Raw genomic sequence first — 17,804 nt, forward strand, 5'->3', positions numbered from 1 at the left:
CTGGCTGCTCCCGCCCCGGCCGGCCCTGGCCCGGCTGCTCCCGCCCCGGCTGCTCCCGCCCCGGCCGGCCCCGCCCTGGCTGCTCCCGCCCCGGCCGGCCCTGGCCCGGCTGCTCCCGCCCCGGCTGGGCCTGGACCGGTTGCTCCTCCAGCCGCAGGGACTCCGGCCTCGGGCCCGCCGCCCGCAGCTCCTGCCAGGGTTGCCCCTGGGCAGCCGGCGGTGTCTGATCACGGGCAGGCGACTCGTGTGCTTTCTGTGCCTGCTGTCTCAGAGTCGGAGGTGTCCGCCGGAGCTTCCGTGGCCGGCCCACCAGTCGGGCAGGCGTCGGACGCGCCTCCTGCCGCGTCCCCGGCCACCCCGGCCACCCCGGCCGCCCCGGCCGCCCCGGCCGCCTCGGCTGTCTCGGCGGGGTCGGCTGGTCGTCGGAGGGGTGAGGCGCTTGTGGGGTTGGGGGTTTGTTTGGTGATAGCGGCCGGGATCGGTGCGTGGGTTGTGTTCGGGCCGGACGACGATCCTGGGCAGAGTCAGACGCCGGGCGCGGCGCCTACGGTCGTTGCGAGCACGCCGGCGCCACGTACTACACCGACAGCCTCTACGAAGAGCAGCAGACCCCCGAGCAGTGCGCCCTCGTCGACTTCGGTCCCGCCCAGCCGGTCCACGAAGGCGACCACCCAGCCGACTCGGTCGACGGGCGCCGCGGTACCGGCCGGCTTCGAGCGGCACACGGATTCGACGGGCTTCTCGGTGGCGATACCGAGCAACTGGACCGTGCAGCGCGACGGCGGGCGCGTGTACTTCCGCGAGCCCGGGGGATCGCGCTTCCTCCTCATCGACCAGAGCGATCAACCGAAGCCCGACCCGGTGGCCGACTGGCGTCAGCAGGAGAAGGCGCGACGCGGCGGCTATCCGGAGTACCGGCGGGTCCGGCTCGAGGCGGTCGACTACTTCGAGAAGGCTGCCGACTGGGAGTTCACCTATGCGGTTCGGGGCGGACGGCAGCACGTACTGAACCGCGGGGTCGTCACCAGCCCGCACCAGGCGTACGGGATCTATTGGTCGACCCCGGACGGTCAGTGGGCGTCCAGCCAGACCATGCTGCGCACGATCACCGCCAGCTTCCGTCCGGCTTCCTGACCCCTGACCGGCACCCGCTCAGGGGGTGGGCGGGGGAGTTGGGGGCGATCCCCGATTGGTTTCGGACCTTCCGGGTGCTGGACTGGGGTACATGAGCGATCAGAGCAGTCAGAGCGACTACGACCGACGGGTCCGAACCATCCTCGACCGAGTCGCCGCCGGCCACCTCACCACCGAAGAAGCCGCGACCCTGATCGCTGCCCTCCCCAGCAACACAGCTCCCACCACTTCCGCGCCCGCCGCCGACTCAGCTCCGAGCGACTCGGCTCCGGCTGACGGGAGTTTCGCCGGCCCAACGGCGGATTCCGCTCCCACCGACTCGGCGGCCGCTGATTCGACTGCTGCGGATGACTCGCCCTCGCCGTCCGTCTGGGCCGAGGTCGTCGACACTCCGACCCCCAACGGGTCGCCGAAGCACGCGGCTGAGCCGGCTGCCGACGCCACTGAGGGCGAGGGCAGTGTGGTGGACGAAGCTGCCGTAGTACCGGATCCCGCACCGGCCGCCGCCGAGCCTGCGCCCGCCGAGCCTGCGCCCGCCGAGCCTGCGCCCGCCGGGCCGTCGGCTGCTTCAGAGCCGGTGCGTGCTCCTGCCGCCGAGCCGGTGGCTGAGGAGGATGTGCTCCACAGTGATCTCGTGGTGCCTTCGGGGGTGCGGCGGGTGACTATCCGGGCGATCGGGCGGCGGGTGCGGTTGATCGGGGAGCCTGCGGTGACCGGGGTCGCCGTGGACGGGCCGCACGTGATCAAGCGCGACGGGGACACCCTGGCGATCAACAGCGAGGGGGACATGGGGGTCTCGATCGACGGGCTGAGCATGTTGCGCAACCCGACTGACCTCAAGTCGCACGTGAACGGCTTCGCCAAGGAGCTGTCGATCCGGGTGAACCCGATGCTCCAGGTGGAGATCGAGGTGACCGGCGGAAGCGTCACCGCCGAGCGTCTGCCGGGTCTGTCCCGGGTCCGCGTCACCGCCGGTACTGCGAAGGTGACCGACGTCGACGGCCCGATCGACCTGCTCGTCCAGGCAGGTACCGCCACCCTCGACGCTCAGATCACCAAGGGCCGCTCCCGCGTCCGGGTCGAGTCCGGCTCCGCCAACGTCACCCTCCGCCGGGGCTCCGACGTCCGCGTCCACACCGAAGCCCAACTCGGCCGGGTCTCCTGGACCGGCGCAGTCTCCGGCCAATCCAAAGACGTCGAGATCGGCCGAGGCCGAGCAGCTCTGGACGTAGAGGTCCTGGTCGGCTCAGCTCAGATCACCTCCGACTAACCGCGTCGCCCCGCCCTCCGGGCGGGACGTATGCGGGCTGCCGCAGCAGCAGGCGCGGAGCGCGGAGCGAGCTGTCGCCGGCTTGGAGCTAGCTGGTGGAGTGGGCGGGGGCTGGGAACGAGCGGAGTCTGCGTAGGGGAAGTAGCCAGCTTGCGCCGAGCAGGGTGGCTAGGCCGGCTGCGAGGAGGGTGGAGCGTAGGCCGACGGCGGTTGCGGTTAGGCCGCCTAGGAGGCTGCCTATGGGGGCGGCGCCCCAGCTGACGAAGGACATGGTGGCGCTTACCCGGCCTTGGAGGTCGGGTGGGCAGAGGCGTTGGCGGGCGCTGATGGCGACGATGTAGCTGACGATGATGCCGATGGCTGCCAGGAGAGTGCCCAGGACGTACCAAGCCAGGCCCCAGCCAGGAGTGGTCAGCGCCTGCAGGGTGAAGGCGACTCCGATGGCTACCGAGCCGAGTACTAGCGCCCGGGCGTCGCCGATCCGGGTGCTGAGGCGTTCGGTGAACCAGGAGGCGGCCAGGGCGCCCAGTAGGCCGGTCATGCTGAGCACGCCGATCAGGCTGGGCGACAAGTGGATCTCCCGGACCAGGAACACGATCATCACCGCACCGCTGGCCGCCTGGAACAGCATCGTCGTGGTCTGATTCAACGCGATCGGCCGCAGCAGCGGATGCGTGAACACATACCGCAGCCCCTCACCGATCTCGCGCCGCAGGTTCGGCCGCTCAGCCGGGGCCGGCCGCGGTTCCGGCGTACGGATCGAGCGGAGCCAGATCGCCGACCACACGAAGCTGAGCGCGTCGAGCCCGAGTGTGACGGCCGCACTCAACCACTGGACGAGGAACCCGCCCGCACCCGCTCCCACCACCGCAGCGACCGAGTGATTCGCGGCCAGCTTCGCATTGCCCGGCAGCAGTTGCTCAGGCGCGAGCAACCGCGGCGGATACGAGCTGTGCGCAACATCGAACAGCACCGTCAAGAGTCCGGTCAGCGCTAGTACGACGTACAGCTGGGCAAGAGTCAGTACTCCGAACCAGGCAGCGACCGGAATTGACCCGAGCAACAGCGCCCGCCCCAAGTCCGCAGCGACAAGCACTGGCAGGCAGCGGACGCGGTCGACCCAGGCGCCGGCGAACAGCCCGAGTACTAGCCAGGCGGCCGTCTCGCTGGTGCGCAGGAGGGAGACCTGCAGCGTGGAGGCGTTCAGGGTGAGGACGGCCAGCAGGGGAGCGGCCATCATGCCGAGGCGGCTGCCGAGCTGGCTCAGCAGGTCCGCGATCCAGAGGCGGCGGAAGTCGGGGTGGCTGAGGATGCCTGGGCTGGAGCTCATCTGGCGACGGTAGAACGCAGACTTGAGCCTTGTCGACTCAATGTCAACAAAGTTGAGCCCCTCAGACTCAAGGTTATGCCAGGCGCTAAACCTCTCGAAATTTGTCGGCCGGCTCCGACAGGATGACGTGCATCACATCTGGAAGGAGCGGCTGCGATGGCTGCAATCGAGGCGACCGGCCTCGTGAAGACGTTCAAATCCCGCAAGAACACGGTCAAAGCGCTCGACGGTATCGACCTCGAGGTCCCCGAAGGCAGCGTGCTCGGCCTGCTCGGGCCGAACGGCGCGGGCAAGACGACGACGGTCCGCGTGCTCACCACCCTGATGCGGCCGGACGCGGGCAGCGCGCGGGTGCTCGGCCATGACGTGGTGAAGGAGGCCGACACCGTCCGCGGCCTGGTCGGGCTCTCGGGGCAGTACGCCGCTGTCGACGAGCTGCTCACCGGCCGGGAGAACCTGTGGATGTTCGGCCGGCTGTACCGGCTGAGCAGTGAGCAGGCCAAGCGGCGGGCCGAGGAGCTGCTCGAGATCTTCGACCTGACCGAGGCGGCCGACCGGATCCTGAAGACGTACTCCGGCGGGATGCGGCGCCGGCTGGACCTGGCCGGGTCGCTGATCGCGCATCCCAAGGTGCTGTTCCTGGACGAGCCGACGACCGGGCTCGATCCGCGCAGCCGGCTCGACCTGTGGCAGATCATCCGCGACCGGGTCAGCGAAGGGGTGACGATCCTGCTGACCACGCAGTACCTGGAAGAGGCCGACGAACTGGCCGACAGCATCGCGGTGGTCGACCACGGCTCGGTGATCGCCCGCGGGACGGCCGACGAGCTGAAGGCGAAGGTGGGCGGCGAGCGGATCGAGGTCGTCGTGCACGAGCCGGACGAGACCTACCGGGCGCTCGAGTTGCTGACGGCGGCGCTGGAGATCACCGATCCGGAGTCGACCACGCTCGACAAGCACAGCAAGCGGCTGACGATGCCGGCGCCGGGTGGTTCGGAGGCGCTGGTCGGGGTGATCCGCACGCTCGACGGGGCCGGGATCCGGATCGCCGACATCGGGCTGCGCCGGCCGACGCTGGACGACGTGTTCCTCAGCCTGACCGGGCACGCGACCGAAGAGGACGGCCGGCCCACGGACGAGGCAGTCGGCAGTACCGATCCGAAGAAGGTGAAGGCATGAGCACGACCGGTACGCCGGTGAAGGTGAGCTCGATCGGACGGGCGGTGACGGACGCGGGCATCCTCGCCTGGCGCAGCCTGAAGCGGATCCCGCGGACGCCGGACATGCTGATCTACGCGACCATCCAGCCGATCATGTTCGTGCTGCTGTTCGCGTACGTCTTCGGCAACGCGATCCCGATCCCGGGCTTCCCCGGGGCGCGGGCGTATCGCGAGTTCCTGATGTCCGGGATCTTCGCCCAGACGATGGCGTTCGCGGTCGCCTCGGCGAGCGTCGGGCTGGCCGACGACATGTCGAAGGGGCTGATCGACCGGTTCCGGTCGCTGCCGATGGCGCGCTCCGGGGTGATCGCCGGGCGGGTGATCGGTGACGTCGTCTTCAACGCGTTCGTCATGCTGGTGATGGTGATCTGCGGCTTCATCGTCGGTTGGCGCTGGCACAACGGGATCGGCAACGCCCTTGCTGCGTTCGCGATCCTGCTGCTGTTCGCCTTCGCCATGCTGTGGGTGGGCGCCTTGATCGGATTGTCGGTGGGCGGTCCGGAGGTCGCCGCCTCGGCCGGCCTGATCTGGCTCTTCCCGCTGACGTTCCTGTCGAACGCCTTCGTCCCCACGCCCAACCTGCCCAGCGGCCTGCAACCGGTCGCCGAGTGGAACCCGATCTCCTCGATCGTGGCCGCCTGCCGTCACCTCTTCGGCAACCCCAGCCCCTTCGCCAGCCCCGACGGCTTCCCGGCCCAGCACCCGGTCTGGCTCTCCCTGATCTGGTGCACCGCCATCATCGCCGTCTTCGCCCCACTGGCGGTCAACAAATACCGCCGGGCCACCGGCCACTGACCCGCCAGAACTGGCGACCTTGAACACGAAACGGCGACCTTGAACAAGTAATAACGTGTTCAAGGTCGCCGCTGGGTGTTCGAGGTCGCTACAGGTGGATCAGGGTCAGCCCTTGAAGGGGACCGCGGCGACGATCTCTACTGTGACCGGCTTGCCGTTGGGGGCTTCGTAGGTGGCTTTTTCGCCCTTTTTCTTGCCCAGGATGGCTGAGCCGAGCGGGGACTGCGGCGAGTAGACGTCGATGTCCACCGAGGAGTCCAGGGCGAGCAGTTCGCGGGAGCCGAGCAGGAACGTCTCGACGTCGTCGTCACCGGCGAACTTGATCGAGACCTTCATGCCGGGCTCGACCTTGCCGCCGGCCTTCGGGGTCTCGCCGACCCGGGCGCGGCGCAGCATGTCCTCGAGCTGGCGGATCCGGGCCTCCATCTTGCCCTGCTCGTCCTTGGCGGCGTGGTAGCCGCCGTTCTCCTTCAGGTCGCCCTCGTCGCGGGCGTCGCTGATCCGCTGGGTGATCTCGGTCCGGCCGGGACCCTTCAGCTCCTCCAGCTCCGCCTTCAGCTGGTCGTAACCATCCTGTGTCAGCCAGACAACGCTGTCCTCGTCGATCTTCTGCGTCATGGCTGCTCCTTTGTCGATGGGATGGGGTGAGAAAAGGCTGAGGCCGCCGTCGTCGACGGCGACCAATCCACTGAGCGTAGCAAGACAGCGCTCAGAACCCCACAGTTCTTCGCTTTCTCAAACACTTGGCAAACGCTTACCGACGCCGGCGAGGCAATCGTTTACCTCGCCTGTGAAACGGGTATACGGGATTAATTCGGCCGATGTGCGTCAGCGGTCGTGCAACCGACCAGTACGACGGCCGTCGCGGCCCGCTGCGTCGTCACTGTGGCGTCGATCGTCTGCTGCCGCGCGGAGTCCGGCGCGACCGTCACGGTCAGCTCGCCGACGATGGAGAAGTCGGCTGCCTTGGCCTGCAACCGGCACTGCGCCTCGACCGATTTGCTCCGGTCGACCTGGAACGTCGCCGTCGCCGTCGTCGCCGACTCGATCTTGAAACCGATCATCCGCGACGAGACCGGCGGGTTCGACGCGATGAACGCGGCCCACAGCAACCACACCAGCCCGGCCAGCGCCAGCATGCCGACCACGGCGAAGATCAGCACCCTGCGGCTGCGCCCGGTCCGGCCGTACCGGGCGTCCAGCGCGGCCAAGGTGCCGGCGTCCGTACCAGTGCCCGTACTGGCCTTCGCGCTGGCGTCGGTACCGGCGGTTCGGACGGCTGGGTGTGGGTCGGTCACTGGTTCTCCTCGGGCTTGGAGGACCATTGTGTCTTGTGACTGAAGATCTTCGCCTACTGCATGTCCACGCACACCCTGACGACGAGTCCAGCAAGGGCGCCGCCTCGACCGCCAAGTACGTCGCCGAGGGCGTCGACGTGATGGTGGCCACCTGTACCGGCGGGGAGCGCGGCTCGATCCTCAACGCCAAGATGGATCGGCCCGAAGTACTGGCGAACATCACCGAGATCCGCCGCCAGGAGATGGACGCGGCCCGCGAGATCCTCGGCATCAGGCAGGAGTGGCTGGGCTGGGTCGACTCGGGCTTCCCCGAGGGCGACCCGCTGCCGCCGCTGCCGGAGGGCTGCTTCGCCTCGCTCAAGGTCGAGGACGCCGCGGCGCCGCTGGTGAAGCTGATCCGCGAGTTCCGCCCGCAGGTCGTCACGACGTACGACGAGAACGGCGGCTACCCGCACCCCGACCACGTGATGTGCCACCAGATCACGGTGGCCGCGTTCGAGGCGGCCGGCGCCCCGGACGCGTACCCGGAGCTCGGTGCGCCGTACCAGCCGCTGAAGCTCTATTACCACCACACTTTCCACCGCGAGCGGATGAAGGCGCTGCACGACGCGATGGTCGCCCGCGGCCTCGAGTCGCCCTACGCCGACCGGCTGAAGGACTGGAAGCCGGATCCGGAGAACGAGAAGCGGATCACCACCCGGGTGGAATGCGCCGAGTACTTCGCGATCCGCGACCGCGCCCTGCTCGCGCACGCGACCCAGATCGACCCCGACGGCGGCTGGTTCACCGTACCGTTGGAGGTGCACCAGCAGGCCTGGCCGACCGAGGACTACGAGCTGGCCCGCAGCCTGGTGGACTCCGAAGTGCCCGAGGACGACCTCTTCGCGGGGTTGCGCTGAGGGCGGGGACAGCCGGTGAGAGACTACAGAGGTGACAGCGATGACCCGACTTCTGACCATCAGCCCGCCGATGACCGAGATCGATCCGAACTCGGTCAAGCCCGGCTGGGTCGCGCTGCTGATCGTCCTGGTGCTTGGTGGCGCCACCGTCCTGCTCTGGCGCAACATGGGCAAACAGCTGAAGAAGATCGACTTCGACCCGGACGCGGGTGCGCGCGACCGAGCACCGTCCGACGTCCCGCCGACCACGGGCAGCTCAGCGGACCGGGCTGGCGCTGCCGGGCCGGCGGCGGCGACGACGAATGCTGCGGCCGAGACGCCGGATAAGTAGGCGCGCCGCAGCCGATCGGTGACGTGGGGTAAGGGGCCTCACGGGTAGATGCCTCTGGCAACGGGTTGGCTGCTGCGCGGGGTGGCGGCGGGACGTCGAGATCGCCGAAAGTCACGGCTGGGCAACCGTTTGGACCCGGCTGGTCACGAGATGGTGTCATGCGGGGACTCTGTTAGATAGCTCACCTATAGTGTGCGCGTGTCCATCCATGAGGCCGAGGGCGGGAACGCTCGGTGACGACGACCCGCGCCACGCGCGTCGCCCGGCATCGCGTGCCTGGCGGCCGGCTGGTCGCGGGAGGCACGCTCGCGGTCGGCGTCGCGGCCGTGACGATGGTGATCGCCCTGTACTCCGCCGGCAGCGAACCGAAAACCGCCGATGACGGGCTCGGCGGTCCGGGCCTGCTGGTCGAGTGGCTGCTGCCGTTCTTCCGGTTGCTCGCCACGATGGCGACCGTCGGCTGCGCCGGTGCGCTGCTGGCCGCGGTCGTGTTGCTGCGTACTGACGGCGGCCCGCTCGGGTTGCAGGGCAGACGGGCGATCCGCGACGCCAGCAACTCCGCGGTCATCTGGGCCGTCAGCTCCTTCGTCGGCGCGGTCCTCACCGCGGCGATCCTGCTGGCCACCCCGGTCAACCTGCTCCGCCTGCGGTTGGACGACGCGCTCGCCGTCCCTGAGGTGAAGTCGCTGCTGATCACCGGCATCCTCGTCGTCGCGCTGGCCATAGGCATCCGCCGCGCCGAGACCGCCTCCGCCGCAGGACTCGGCGTACTGGTCGCGATCGCAGCCCTGGTCCCCAATGCGCTGACCGCCTTCCCGCGCAACGAGTCGTACGTCGTTCTCGCGGGCGCGGCCCTGGTCATCCACGTCATCGCCGCAACCACCTGGGTAGGCGGCCTCGCAGGCCTGGTCCGCTACGGCCGAGCCAGCCGCACCGGCCTCCCGCTGGTCCTCGAACGCTTCAGCCAGGTAGCCCTGCTGTCGTCGATCGCAGTCCTCCTCAGCGGCCTCATCAGCGCCGCCGGCCGCCTGGCAGCCAAAGGCGGTGGCTTCGACAAAGCCCTCGACGTCCTCACCTCAGACGCCTACGGCGCCTTACTCCTCGCCAAAACCGTCGCCTTCCTCATCCTCATCACCGCCGGCTGGTTCCACCGCCGCCACACCATCGCCGACCTGGACACCCCCGGCACCCGCTTCTGGCAGTTGGTAGCCGGCGAACTCCTCCTCATGGCCATAGCCATAGGCCTCTCCATCGCCCTGGCCCAGACCATCTAGACCCGCTGCCGGGATCAGAGCGAGCCGAGGTCGATCTCCACCGGGAACGGCAAGGAGGTCTTGATGACGCCGGTGCAGACGTCGCCATCGCGGTAGACACCGCTTGCGGGGTCTAACACGTAGGTGTAAACCACCGGCACGCCGGTAGCTGCCCGCTCGACACGCCAGTAGAAGGCGATACCTGCCTTCGCGTACTGGCCCGCCTTAACGATCCTGTCTGTGGTCTCCGAGCCGGGCGACACGACCTCGACAATGAGCAGCACGCGTTCGGGCCTCATCGGCAACATGTCGATGCTGTCGGCACGATAAACCACGACGTCCGGACGGCGATTGGTCAGCGGGACATCCTGCAATCGAACGTCGAAGTCGGTATCGGCGTTCCATTCCGGACCTGCGGCGAGCTCCAGCCCGTTCGCCAGGAAGCGACCCACTCGGTTGTGCCGCGGGGCAGCGCTCGGCGTCACGACGACCATCCCATCCACAATCTCGATACCTGCACACTGCTCGGCGGACCAGGAGTCGTACTGCTCTGCGGTGATCTGGGAATGCATCCAGGCTGGAGCGATCATTTCCGCTGTCACGTGTCTACCTCCTTGGTGCAGCGACGGGCCGACTACTGGAGTCAGGATACTCGGGCCGACTGCCTAGGGTGGGTGTCATGGCCTCCAACGAGCTCGGTAAGTCCACTTCGCCCTATCTGCGGCAGCACGCTGACAATCCGGTGCACTGGCGGGAGTGGTCCGATGCGGTTTTCGCGGAGGCTGGTGAGCGGGATGTGCCGGTGTTCTTGTCGGTGGGGTATTCGGCTTGTCATTGGTGTCACGTGATGGCGCACGAGTCGTTCGAGGACGAGGTGACGGCTGCTTATCTGAACGAGAACTTCGTTTGTGTGAAGGTGGATCGGGAAGAGCGGCCGGATGTGGATGCGATCTACATGCAGGCGACGGTGGCGATGACCGGGCAGGGTGGGTGGCCGATGTCGGTGTTTCTGACGCCGGCGGGGGAGCCGTTCTTTTGCGGGACGTACTTTCCGAGTGAGCCGCGGCATGGGATGGCGACCTTCAGGCAGGTGCTGGAGTCGCTGGTCGGGGCTTGGCGGACCAAGCGCGAGGACATCGACAAGGTCGGGCGGTCGGTGGTCGAGCAGTTGGGGGCTCGTGGGGCGGTGGCCGAGGGGGCCATGGATGAGGCGACGCTGGAGCGGGCCGTTGCCTTGCTGAAGGTGGATTTCGATCCGGTGGATGCCGGGTTCGGGCGGGCGCCGAAGTTTCCGCCGTCGATGGTGCTCGACTTCTTGTTGCGGAACCATCGGCGGACTGGTTCCACGGAGGCGTTGGAGATGGTCGCGCAGACGTGTGAGCGGATGGCGCGAGGTGGGATGTACGACCAGTTGGCGGGCGGGTTCGCGCGGTACAGCGTCGACGGGCAGTGGGTCATCCCGCACTTCGAGAAGATGCTCTACGACAACGCGCTGCTGCTGGACGTCTACACGCAATGGTGGGCGATCACCGAGGAGCCGCTGGCTGAGCGGATCGCTGTCGAGACGGCTGACTTCCTGCTGGCTGAGTTGCGGACGCCGGAGGGCGGGTTCGCTTCGGCGCTCGACGCTGACACCGAGGGAGAAGAGGGCCGGTACTACGTATGGTCGGCCGCCGAGCTGCATGACTTGCTCGGTGAGGATGCCGACTGGGTTGTAGACCTATGCGACGTCACCGGGACTTTTGAGCATGGGACGTCTGTGCTGCAGCTCCGGCGGGATCCGGACGATCTGGGTCGGTGGCAGAAGGTTCAGGCGGTACTACGGGACGCACGGCGCGGTCGGACGTATCCCGGCCGCGACGACAAGGTGGTGGCCGCGTGGAACGGGTTGGCGATCACTGGGCTTGCGCGGGCGGGCGTCGTACTGGACAAGCCGGAGTACGTCGAGGCAGCTGTCGCCGCGGCTGAATTGGTCCGGGATGTGCACCTGGACGGCAACGGGATCTTGCGTCGGACGTCGCGGGATGGAGTGGCCGGGTCGGCGCATGGGGTGCTGGAGGACTACGCGGCGTACGCGCAGGCGTGTCTGACGTTGCTGGGTGTCACGGGGGAGCCGTCGTGGTTGGAGCTCGCACAAACCCTGCTGGACCGGGTTCTTGAACAATTTGTTGCCGATGGCATCTTCTACGACACGGCCGCGGATGCTGAGACGCTGATCTGGCGCCCGCAAGACGCCACTGACAACGCCAGCCCCTCCGGAGTCTCCCTGGCCGCCGAGGCTTTCACCACCCTCGCCTCCCTGACCGGATCGACCCGCTACGAATCCGCCGCCCAGCAAGCACTCCAACTGTCCGCTTCCATCGCCGGCAGGGCACCCCGCTTCGCGGGGCGAGCTCTGGCGGTAGCCGAAACCATCGCAGCAGGCCCCCTGGAGATCGCCATCATCAGCGGCCCCGCGGGCCGCGTCGATGGAAGTGAAGGCGAGGTGTCGCGAGGTGCGGGGGGAGGCGGGGATTTCGCTGGGCTGTTGCGGGTTGCGGTGAAGGAGTCGCCTTGGGGGACCGCTGTGGCTACTGGTCTGCCTGGGTCTCTGGTGCCGTTGCTCGAAGGGCGCGGGCTGGTGGATGGGCGATCCGCGGCGTTCGTGTGTCAGCGGTTTACCTGCCGGTTGCCGGTTGTGTTGCCGGAAGACCTTCGGGGTGAGTTGAAGACCACGCTCTGAGCCCTTGCAGAAGTGCGGGTTTTCCCTGTCATTTCGGCAGAATCGCTTGACTCCTGCTCCGGCGGAGGACAGAGTCCTCCCTCAGTCGGATGTAACAGAACTCGCATGTACTGACACACAGTGTCACAAGTAGGCAGTGGCACTGCTGGGCCAGAACATCCGGCGTCCCCCCAATGAATTGGTCGTTGCGCCCAAACAGCGACCACACCGTGAGGAGATGTTGTCTTGAAACGACTGACATCAGCAGGGGCGGTGGTCATCGTCGCGGCAGCGGGGCTGGCGATGTCGCCCGCAGGAGCCGCCAACCGTACGGCCCCGCTTCCGGCATCCGGCTTCAACCAGCCGGCCGCTGTCCAGGCAGAGTCGGCGCTGACCGCGCAGACCGCCACCGCTCTCGGTCTGGCCGGCGGTGAGGTACTCAAGGTTCGCGACGTCGTCAAGGACGCCGACGGGAGCGAGTACGTCCGCTACGACCGGACCTTCAACGGCCTCAAGGTGGTCGGCGGCGACCTGATCGTGAAGCGCGACGGCTCCGCGATCAGCCACGTCACCTACAACCGTGGCGCGAAGGCCGTCGGGGTCACCTCGACCAAGCCGACGCTGTCCCAGGCCGCCGCCCTGGCCAAGGGTGCGAAGTCCGCCGACTTCAAGGCCACCAGCAACAAGGGGACGCTGGTCGTCTTCGTCACGCCGACCAAGCCGGTGCTCGCCTACGAGGTCGTCACCACCGGGGTCAAGGCCGACCAGACCCCGTCGGTCCTGCACTCCTTCGTCGACGCCAAGACCGGCGCGGTGCTGGACTCCGACGACGAGATCAAGACCGGTACCGGTAACTCGATGTACTCCGGCACCGTCACCATCGGTACGTCCGGCAGCTCGGGCAACTACTCGATGACCGACACCGGCCGTGGCGGCAACTGGACGACGGACCTCAACGGTGCGACGTCGGGCAACGGCACCACCTTCACCGACCCCGACGACACCTGGGGCAGCGGCACCACCGCGAACCGCCAGACCGCCGGCGTCGACGCCCACTACGGCACGCAGCTGACCTGGGACTACTACAAGAACGTCTACGGCCGGAACGGCATCTTCAACAACGGCCAGGGTTCGCGCTCCCGGGTCCACTACGGCAACGCGTACGTGAACGCGTTCTGGGACGGCACCCAGATGACGTACGGCGACGGCTCGGGCAACACCCGGCCGCTGACCTCGATCGACGTGGCCGGCCACGAGATGAGCCACGGTGTCACCGAGGCGACCGCCAACCTGAACTACTCCGGGGACGCGGGTGGCCTGAACGAGGCGACCTCCGACATCTTCGGCACCTCGGTCGAGTTCTACGCCAACAACGCCTCCGACGTCGGCGACTACCTCATCGGCGAGAAGATCAACATCAACGGCAACGGCACGCCGCTGCGCTACATGGACAAGCCGTCGAAGGACGGTGCCAGCAAGGACTGCTGGACGACCAGCACCGGTGGGCTCGACCCGCACTACTCCTCCGGGCCGCTGAACCACTGGTTCTACCTGGCCTCCGAGGGTTCCGGCGCCAAGACGATCAACGGCGTCTCGTACAACAGCACCACCTGCGACGGCGGGACCGTCACCGGTGTCACCCGCGAGGTGGCGGCCAAGGTCTGGTACCAGACCCTGACCACCAAGCTGACCTCGGGCAGCACCTACAAGGACGCCCGTGAAGGCGCGATCTCGGTCGCCAAGGCCCTCTACGGCGCCAACTCGTCGCAGTGCCTCGGCATCCAGGCCGCGTTCAACGGCATCACCGTCCCGGCCGGTGCCGAGACCTGTGGCGCGGTCATCCCGCCGACCGGTTCCGAGCGTCTCGTGAACGGTGGCTTCGAGTCCGGCACCGCGAGCTGGACCGGTACCTCCGGTGTCATCGTCAACGGTGGCGCCAAGCCGGCTCACGGTGGTACCTGGAAGGCCGTGCTCGGCAACAAGGGCACCACGTCGACCGCGAACATCGGCCAGTCGGTCGCCATCCCGGCCGGCAACTCCTCGGCGCAGCTGTCGCTGTGGCTGCGGATCGACACCGCTGAGACCACCACCTCGACGGTGTACGACAAGCTCCAGGTGCAGATCGTGGACGGCTCGACCACCACGACGCTGGCGACGTACTCGAACCTGAACAAGAACACGACCTACACGCAGAAGACCTTCAATGTCGGCGCCTACTCCGGCAAGACGGTCACCGTGAAGTTCCTCGAGAACGAGGACTCCTCGCTGCAGACCAGCTTCGTCGTCGACGACGTGTCGCTGATCGGCTAGTCAGCACCCTGCTGGTCCCGAATCACCGGTCCGGGGGTGGGCCGCCGCCCTGGTCTGCCCCCGGATCGATCCCAGTTTCCTCCCGTTGCGCGGGAGTGATCCCTGCCGCGAAAGCACGTGTACCAAGCGAAAAACGATCGCTGCGCCCATTCAGCGACGAAACCGTGAGGAGTGCTGTTGTGAAGAGATTGACATCTGTAGGGGCAGTCGCCGTTCTGGCGGCCGCGGGCCTGGCCATCGCGCCGGCCGGCGCGTCTGTCCGCTCCGCCCCGTTGCCCGCGTCCGGCTTCGACCAGCCGGCCGCCGTCCAGTCCGAGCAGACGCTGTCCGCGAAGACCGCGGCCGCGCTCGGCCTGGGCAAGGGTGAGGTGCTCCAGGTCAAGGACGTGGTGAAAGATGCCGACGGCACCGAGTTCGTCCGGTACGAGCGGACCTACAACGGCCTGAAGGTCGCCGGCGGCGACATGATCGTGAAGCGCACTGGTGACGGCGCGATCAGCGGTGTCACCTACAACCGCAACGCGACCGGGGTGGGCGTCAAGTCGACCAAGCCCACGCTGTCGCAGTCGGCGGCGCTGGCCAAGGGTGCGAAGGCGGCCGGCTTCAAGGCCACCGGCAACCAGGGCACGCTGGTCGTGTACGTGACGCCGGCCAAGCCGGTACTGGCCTACGAGGTCGTCACCACCGGGGTCAAGGCCGACCAGACCCCGTCGGTGCTGCACTCGTTCATCGACGCGAACACCGGTGCGCTGCTGGCCTCCGACGACGAGGTCAAGACAGGCACCGGCAAGTCGATGTACGCCGGCACGGTGACGATCGGTACGTCGGGCAGCGCGCCCAACTTCGTCATGAAGGACACCTCCCGTGGCGGCAACTACACCACGGACCTGAACGGCGGCTCGTCCGGCGCCGGCACCACCTTCACCGACGCGGACAACATCTGGGGCACCGGTGCGGCCTCGAACCGGCAGACCGCCGGCGTCGACGCGCACTACGGGTCCCAGCTGACCTGGGACTACTACAAGAACGTCCACGGCCGGAACGGCATCTTCAACAACGGCCAGGGCGCTCGCTCCCGGGTGCACTACGGCAACGCGTACGTGAACGCGTTCTGGGACGGCACCCAGATGACGTACGGCGACGGCTCCGGCAACACGCACCCGCTGACCGCCATCGACGTGGCCGGCCACGAGATGAGCCACGGTGTCACCGAGGCGACCGCCAACCTGAACTACTCCGGCGACGCGGGCGGCCTGAACGAGGCGACCAGCGACATCTTCGGCACCATGGTCGAGTTCTACGCCAACAACGCCTCCGACGTCGGTGACTACCTGATCGGCGAGAAGATCAACATCAACGGCAACGGCACGCCGCTGCGCTATATGGACAAGCCGTCCAAGGACGGTCGCAGCAAGGACTGCTGGACGACCAGCACCGGCGGTCTGGACCCGCACTACTCCTCCGGCCCGCTGAACCACTGGTTCTACCTGGCCTCCGAGGGCACCGGCGCCAAGACGATCAACGGCGTCAACTACAACAGCACCTCGTGCAACGGCACCACGTTCGCCGGCGTCGGCCGGGACGTGGCCGCCAAGGTCTGGTACCGCACGCTGAGCACCAAGCTCAGCTCGGGCTCGACCTACAAGGATGCCCGCAACGGAGCGATCAACTCCGCCAAGGAGCTGTACGGCGCTGGATCCGCACAGTGCAAGGGCATTCAGGCCGCGTTCAGCGGCATCTCGGTTCCGGCAGGCTCAGCAGTCTGCTGACACTTGGTCCCGGCGCGGGTCTCATCAGGGCCCGCGCCGGGACCGTTCCTTTGTGAGGCAAAGGAGTATCCGCCCATGCTCAAGTCCCCCCTGTACGGCGTACTCGGCACCGCTCTGGTCGCCACCGCCGTCCTCGTCCCCGGCAGCCCCGCCCAGGCCGTCGACTCACCCGACATCTCCGTCACCAACACCAAGGCGCACCTGGACCAGCTCCAGTCGATCGCCACCGCCAACAGCGGCAACCGCTACACCGGCCGCCCCGGCTACCTCGCCTCGGCCAACTGGGTGAAGTCGAAGCTCGACGCGGCAGGCTTCACCACCACGCTGCAGTCGTTCTCGACCTCGGCCGGTACGTCGTACAACGTGATCGCCGAGTGGCCGCAAGGCGACGCGAACCACGTCGTGATGACCGGCTCGCACCTCGACAGCGTCAGCGCCGGCCCTGGCATCAACGACAACGGCAGCGGCAGCGCGGGTGTCCTGGAGACCGCACTGGCGTACGCCGCGAGCGGCCAGGTGCCCAAGAACCGCTTGCGTTTTGGCTTCTGGGGAGCTGAGGAACTGGGCCTGCTCGGGTCGAAGTACTACGTGAACAACCTGCCGTCGGCCGAGCGCGCCAAGATCGAGTTGTACATGAACTACGACATGATCGCGTCGCCGAACCCGGGTTACTTCATCTACGACGACAACCCGGCCGGCAACGGAGCGCGGGACGATCTGAAGAGCTACTTCACCGGGAAGAGCATCCAGACCGAGTACATCGACGTACAGGGCCGGTCCGACCACGCGGCGTTCCGGTCGCTCGGCATCCCGACCGCCGGGACCTTCTCCGGCGCCGAGGAGATCAAGACGTCGGCCCAGGCGACCAAGTGGGGCGGTACGGCGAACACCGCGTTCGACGCCTGCTACCACCGCTCGTGCGACACCATCAACAACCTCAACCTGACGTCGCTCGACCGGCAGATCGACGCGATCGGCCACATGGTCTGGAACTACGCGCAGAAGGACTACGGCGGCACCGTACCGCCGACCGGCCCGAACCTTATCCAGAACCCCGGCTTCGAGTCGGGCGCGGTGAACTGGACCGGTACGAGCGGGGTCGTCACCAACAGCAGCAGCAAGCCCGCGCACGCCGGCACCTACAAGGCCTGGCTGCAGGGCAACGGCAACACCAGCAGCGAGAACATCGGCCAGTCGGTGGCCATCCCGTCGACTGCGACCGCGGCAGCGCTGTCGTTGTGGATCCGGATCGACACCGCCGAGACGACCAGTTCGACGGTGTACGACACGGTGAAGGTGCAGGTGGTCGACGGATCGACGACGACCACGCTGGCGACGTACTCGAACCTGAACAAGAACACGACGTACACCCAGAAGACGTTCGACGTCCTTGCTTACAAGGGCAAAACGGTGACCGTCAAGTTCCTCGGCAACGAGGACTCGTCGCTGCAGACGAGCTTCGTGATCGACGACGTGGCCCTCACCACCGGCTGA

16 protein-coding genes are annotated in these 17,804 nt (G+C 67.6%); 11 read left to right on the forward strand and 5 right to left on the reverse strand.

What is annotated here, in order from left to right; genetic code table 11:
• Positions 1–524 precede the first annotated feature (524 nt).
• On the reverse strand, positions 525–830 hold the full coding sequence (locus tag ABD116_RS37825) for a hypothetical protein (protein ID WP_343982266.1): 306 nt from the start codon (positions 828–830) through the stop codon (positions 525–527).
• Between the two features lie 31 nt (positions 831–861).
• Here ABD116_RS37825 and ABD116_RS37830 point away from each other — a divergent pair, with 31 nt between their 5' ends.
• Both ABD116_RS37830 and ABD116_RS37835 read left to right on the forward strand, forming a co-directional pair.
• Positions 862–1,134, forward strand: a complete 273-nt coding sequence (locus ABD116_RS37830) for a hypothetical protein (RefSeq protein WP_343982268.1) — start codon at positions 862–864, stop codon at positions 1,132–1,134.
• 91 nt (positions 1,135–1,225) lie between these two features.
• Positions 1,226–2,404: a hypothetical protein gene (locus ABD116_RS37835; RefSeq protein ID WP_343982270.1), complete on the forward strand. Its 1,179-nt coding sequence runs from the start codon at positions 1,226–1,228 to the stop codon at positions 2,402–2,404.
• Between the two features lie 88 nt (positions 2,405–2,492).
• Here the strand turns inward: ABD116_RS37835 and ABD116_RS37840 are convergent, their stop codons facing one another.
• Entirely contained in the window at positions 2,493–3,734 is a 1,242-nt protein-coding gene (locus tag ABD116_RS37840; protein ID WP_343982272.1) for an MFS transporter, read from the reverse strand.
• Positions 3,735–3,890: 156 nt separating this feature from the next.
• On the opposite strand from ABD116_RS37840, the gene ABD116_RS37845 reads away from it, so the two are divergent.
• Complete coding sequence (locus ABD116_RS37845; protein WP_343982274.1) at positions 3,891–4,913, forward strand: ATP-binding cassette domain-containing protein; 1,023 nt, start codon at positions 3,891–3,893, stop codon at positions 4,911–4,913.
• On the forward strand, positions 4,910–5,749 hold the full coding sequence (locus ABD116_RS37850; RefSeq protein ID WP_343982277.1) for an ABC transporter permease: 840 nt from the start codon (positions 4,910–4,912) through the stop codon (positions 5,747–5,749). The genes ABD116_RS37845 and ABD116_RS37850 overlap by 4 nt, the downstream gene beginning before the upstream one ends.
• 105 nt (positions 5,750–5,854) lie before the next feature.
• Here the strand turns inward: ABD116_RS37850 and greA are convergent, their stop codons facing one another.
• Together greA and ABD116_RS37860 are read right to left on the reverse strand one after the other, a co-directional pair.
• Positions 5,855–6,367 (reverse strand): transcription elongation factor GreA, encoded by a 513-nt coding sequence (greA, locus tag ABD116_RS37855; RefSeq protein WP_343982280.1) that lies wholly within the window; start codon positions 6,365–6,367, stop codon positions 5,855–5,857.
• A gap of 191 nt (positions 6,368–6,558) precedes the next feature.
• A complete protein-coding gene (locus ABD116_RS37860) occupies positions 6,559–7,047 on the reverse strand; it encodes a DUF4307 domain-containing protein (RefSeq protein WP_343982282.1) in 489 nt (162 codons plus the stop codon).
• A gap of 35 nt (positions 7,048–7,082) precedes the next feature.
• On the opposite strand from ABD116_RS37860, the gene mca reads away from it, so the two are divergent.
• From mca to ABD116_RS37875, 3 genes are all read left to right on the forward strand, one after another.
• Entirely contained in the window at positions 7,083–7,946 is an 864-nt protein-coding gene (gene mca / locus ABD116_RS37865; RefSeq protein WP_343982285.1) for a mycothiol conjugate amidase Mca, read from the forward strand.
• Positions 7,947–7,986: 40 nt separating this feature from the next.
• Positions 7,987–8,277: a hypothetical protein gene (locus ABD116_RS37870; RefSeq protein ID WP_343982288.1), complete on the forward strand. Its 291-nt coding sequence runs from the start codon at positions 7,987–7,989 to the stop codon at positions 8,275–8,277.
• A gap of 233 nt (positions 8,278–8,510) precedes the next feature.
• On the forward strand, positions 8,511–9,551 hold the full coding sequence (locus ABD116_RS37875) for a copper resistance D family protein (RefSeq protein WP_343982290.1): 1,041 nt from the start codon (positions 8,511–8,513) through the stop codon (positions 9,549–9,551).
• Between the two features lie 14 nt (positions 9,552–9,565).
• On the opposite strand, the gene ABD116_RS37880 is transcribed toward ABD116_RS37875, so the two are convergent.
• A complete protein-coding gene (locus ABD116_RS37880) occupies positions 9,566–10,132 on the reverse strand; it encodes a Uma2 family endonuclease (protein WP_343982292.1) in 567 nt (188 codons plus the stop codon).
• A 77-nt stretch (positions 10,133–10,209) separates the two neighbouring features.
• Here ABD116_RS37880 and ABD116_RS37885 point away from each other — a divergent pair, with 77 nt between their 5' ends.
• The 4 genes from ABD116_RS37885 (at position 10,210) to ABD116_RS37900 (ending at position 17,804) form a co-directional block, all read left to right on the forward strand.
• On the forward strand, positions 10,210–12,252 hold the full coding sequence (locus ABD116_RS37885) for a thioredoxin domain-containing protein (protein ID WP_343982295.1): 2,043 nt from the start codon (positions 10,210–10,212) through the stop codon (positions 12,250–12,252).
• Positions 12,253–12,477: 225 nt separating this feature from the next.
• The gene (locus ABD116_RS37890; RefSeq protein ID WP_343982298.1) at positions 12,478–14,541 is read left to right on the forward strand and encodes a M4 family metallopeptidase; all 2,064 of its coding nucleotides are present in this window, start codon (positions 12,478–12,480) and stop codon (positions 14,539–14,541) included.
• 179 nt (positions 14,542–14,720) lie between these two features.
• Positions 14,721–16,310 carry a M4 family metallopeptidase gene (locus tag ABD116_RS37895; protein WP_343982301.1) on the forward strand — a complete coding sequence of 530 codons (1,590 nt, stop codon included), beginning with the start codon at positions 14,721–14,723 and terminating at the stop codon, positions 16,308–16,310.
• Between the two features lie 75 nt (positions 16,311–16,385).
• The gene (locus tag ABD116_RS37900) at positions 16,386–17,804 is read left to right on the forward strand and encodes a M28 family peptidase (protein WP_343982303.1); all 1,419 of its coding nucleotides are present in this window, start codon (positions 16,386–16,388) and stop codon (positions 17,802–17,804) included.

Source organism: Kribbella koreensis, assembly GCF_039525325.1.
GTDB classification, from domain to species: Bacteria; Actinomycetota; Actinomycetes; order Propionibacteriales; family Kribbellaceae; genus Kribbella; species Kribbella koreensis.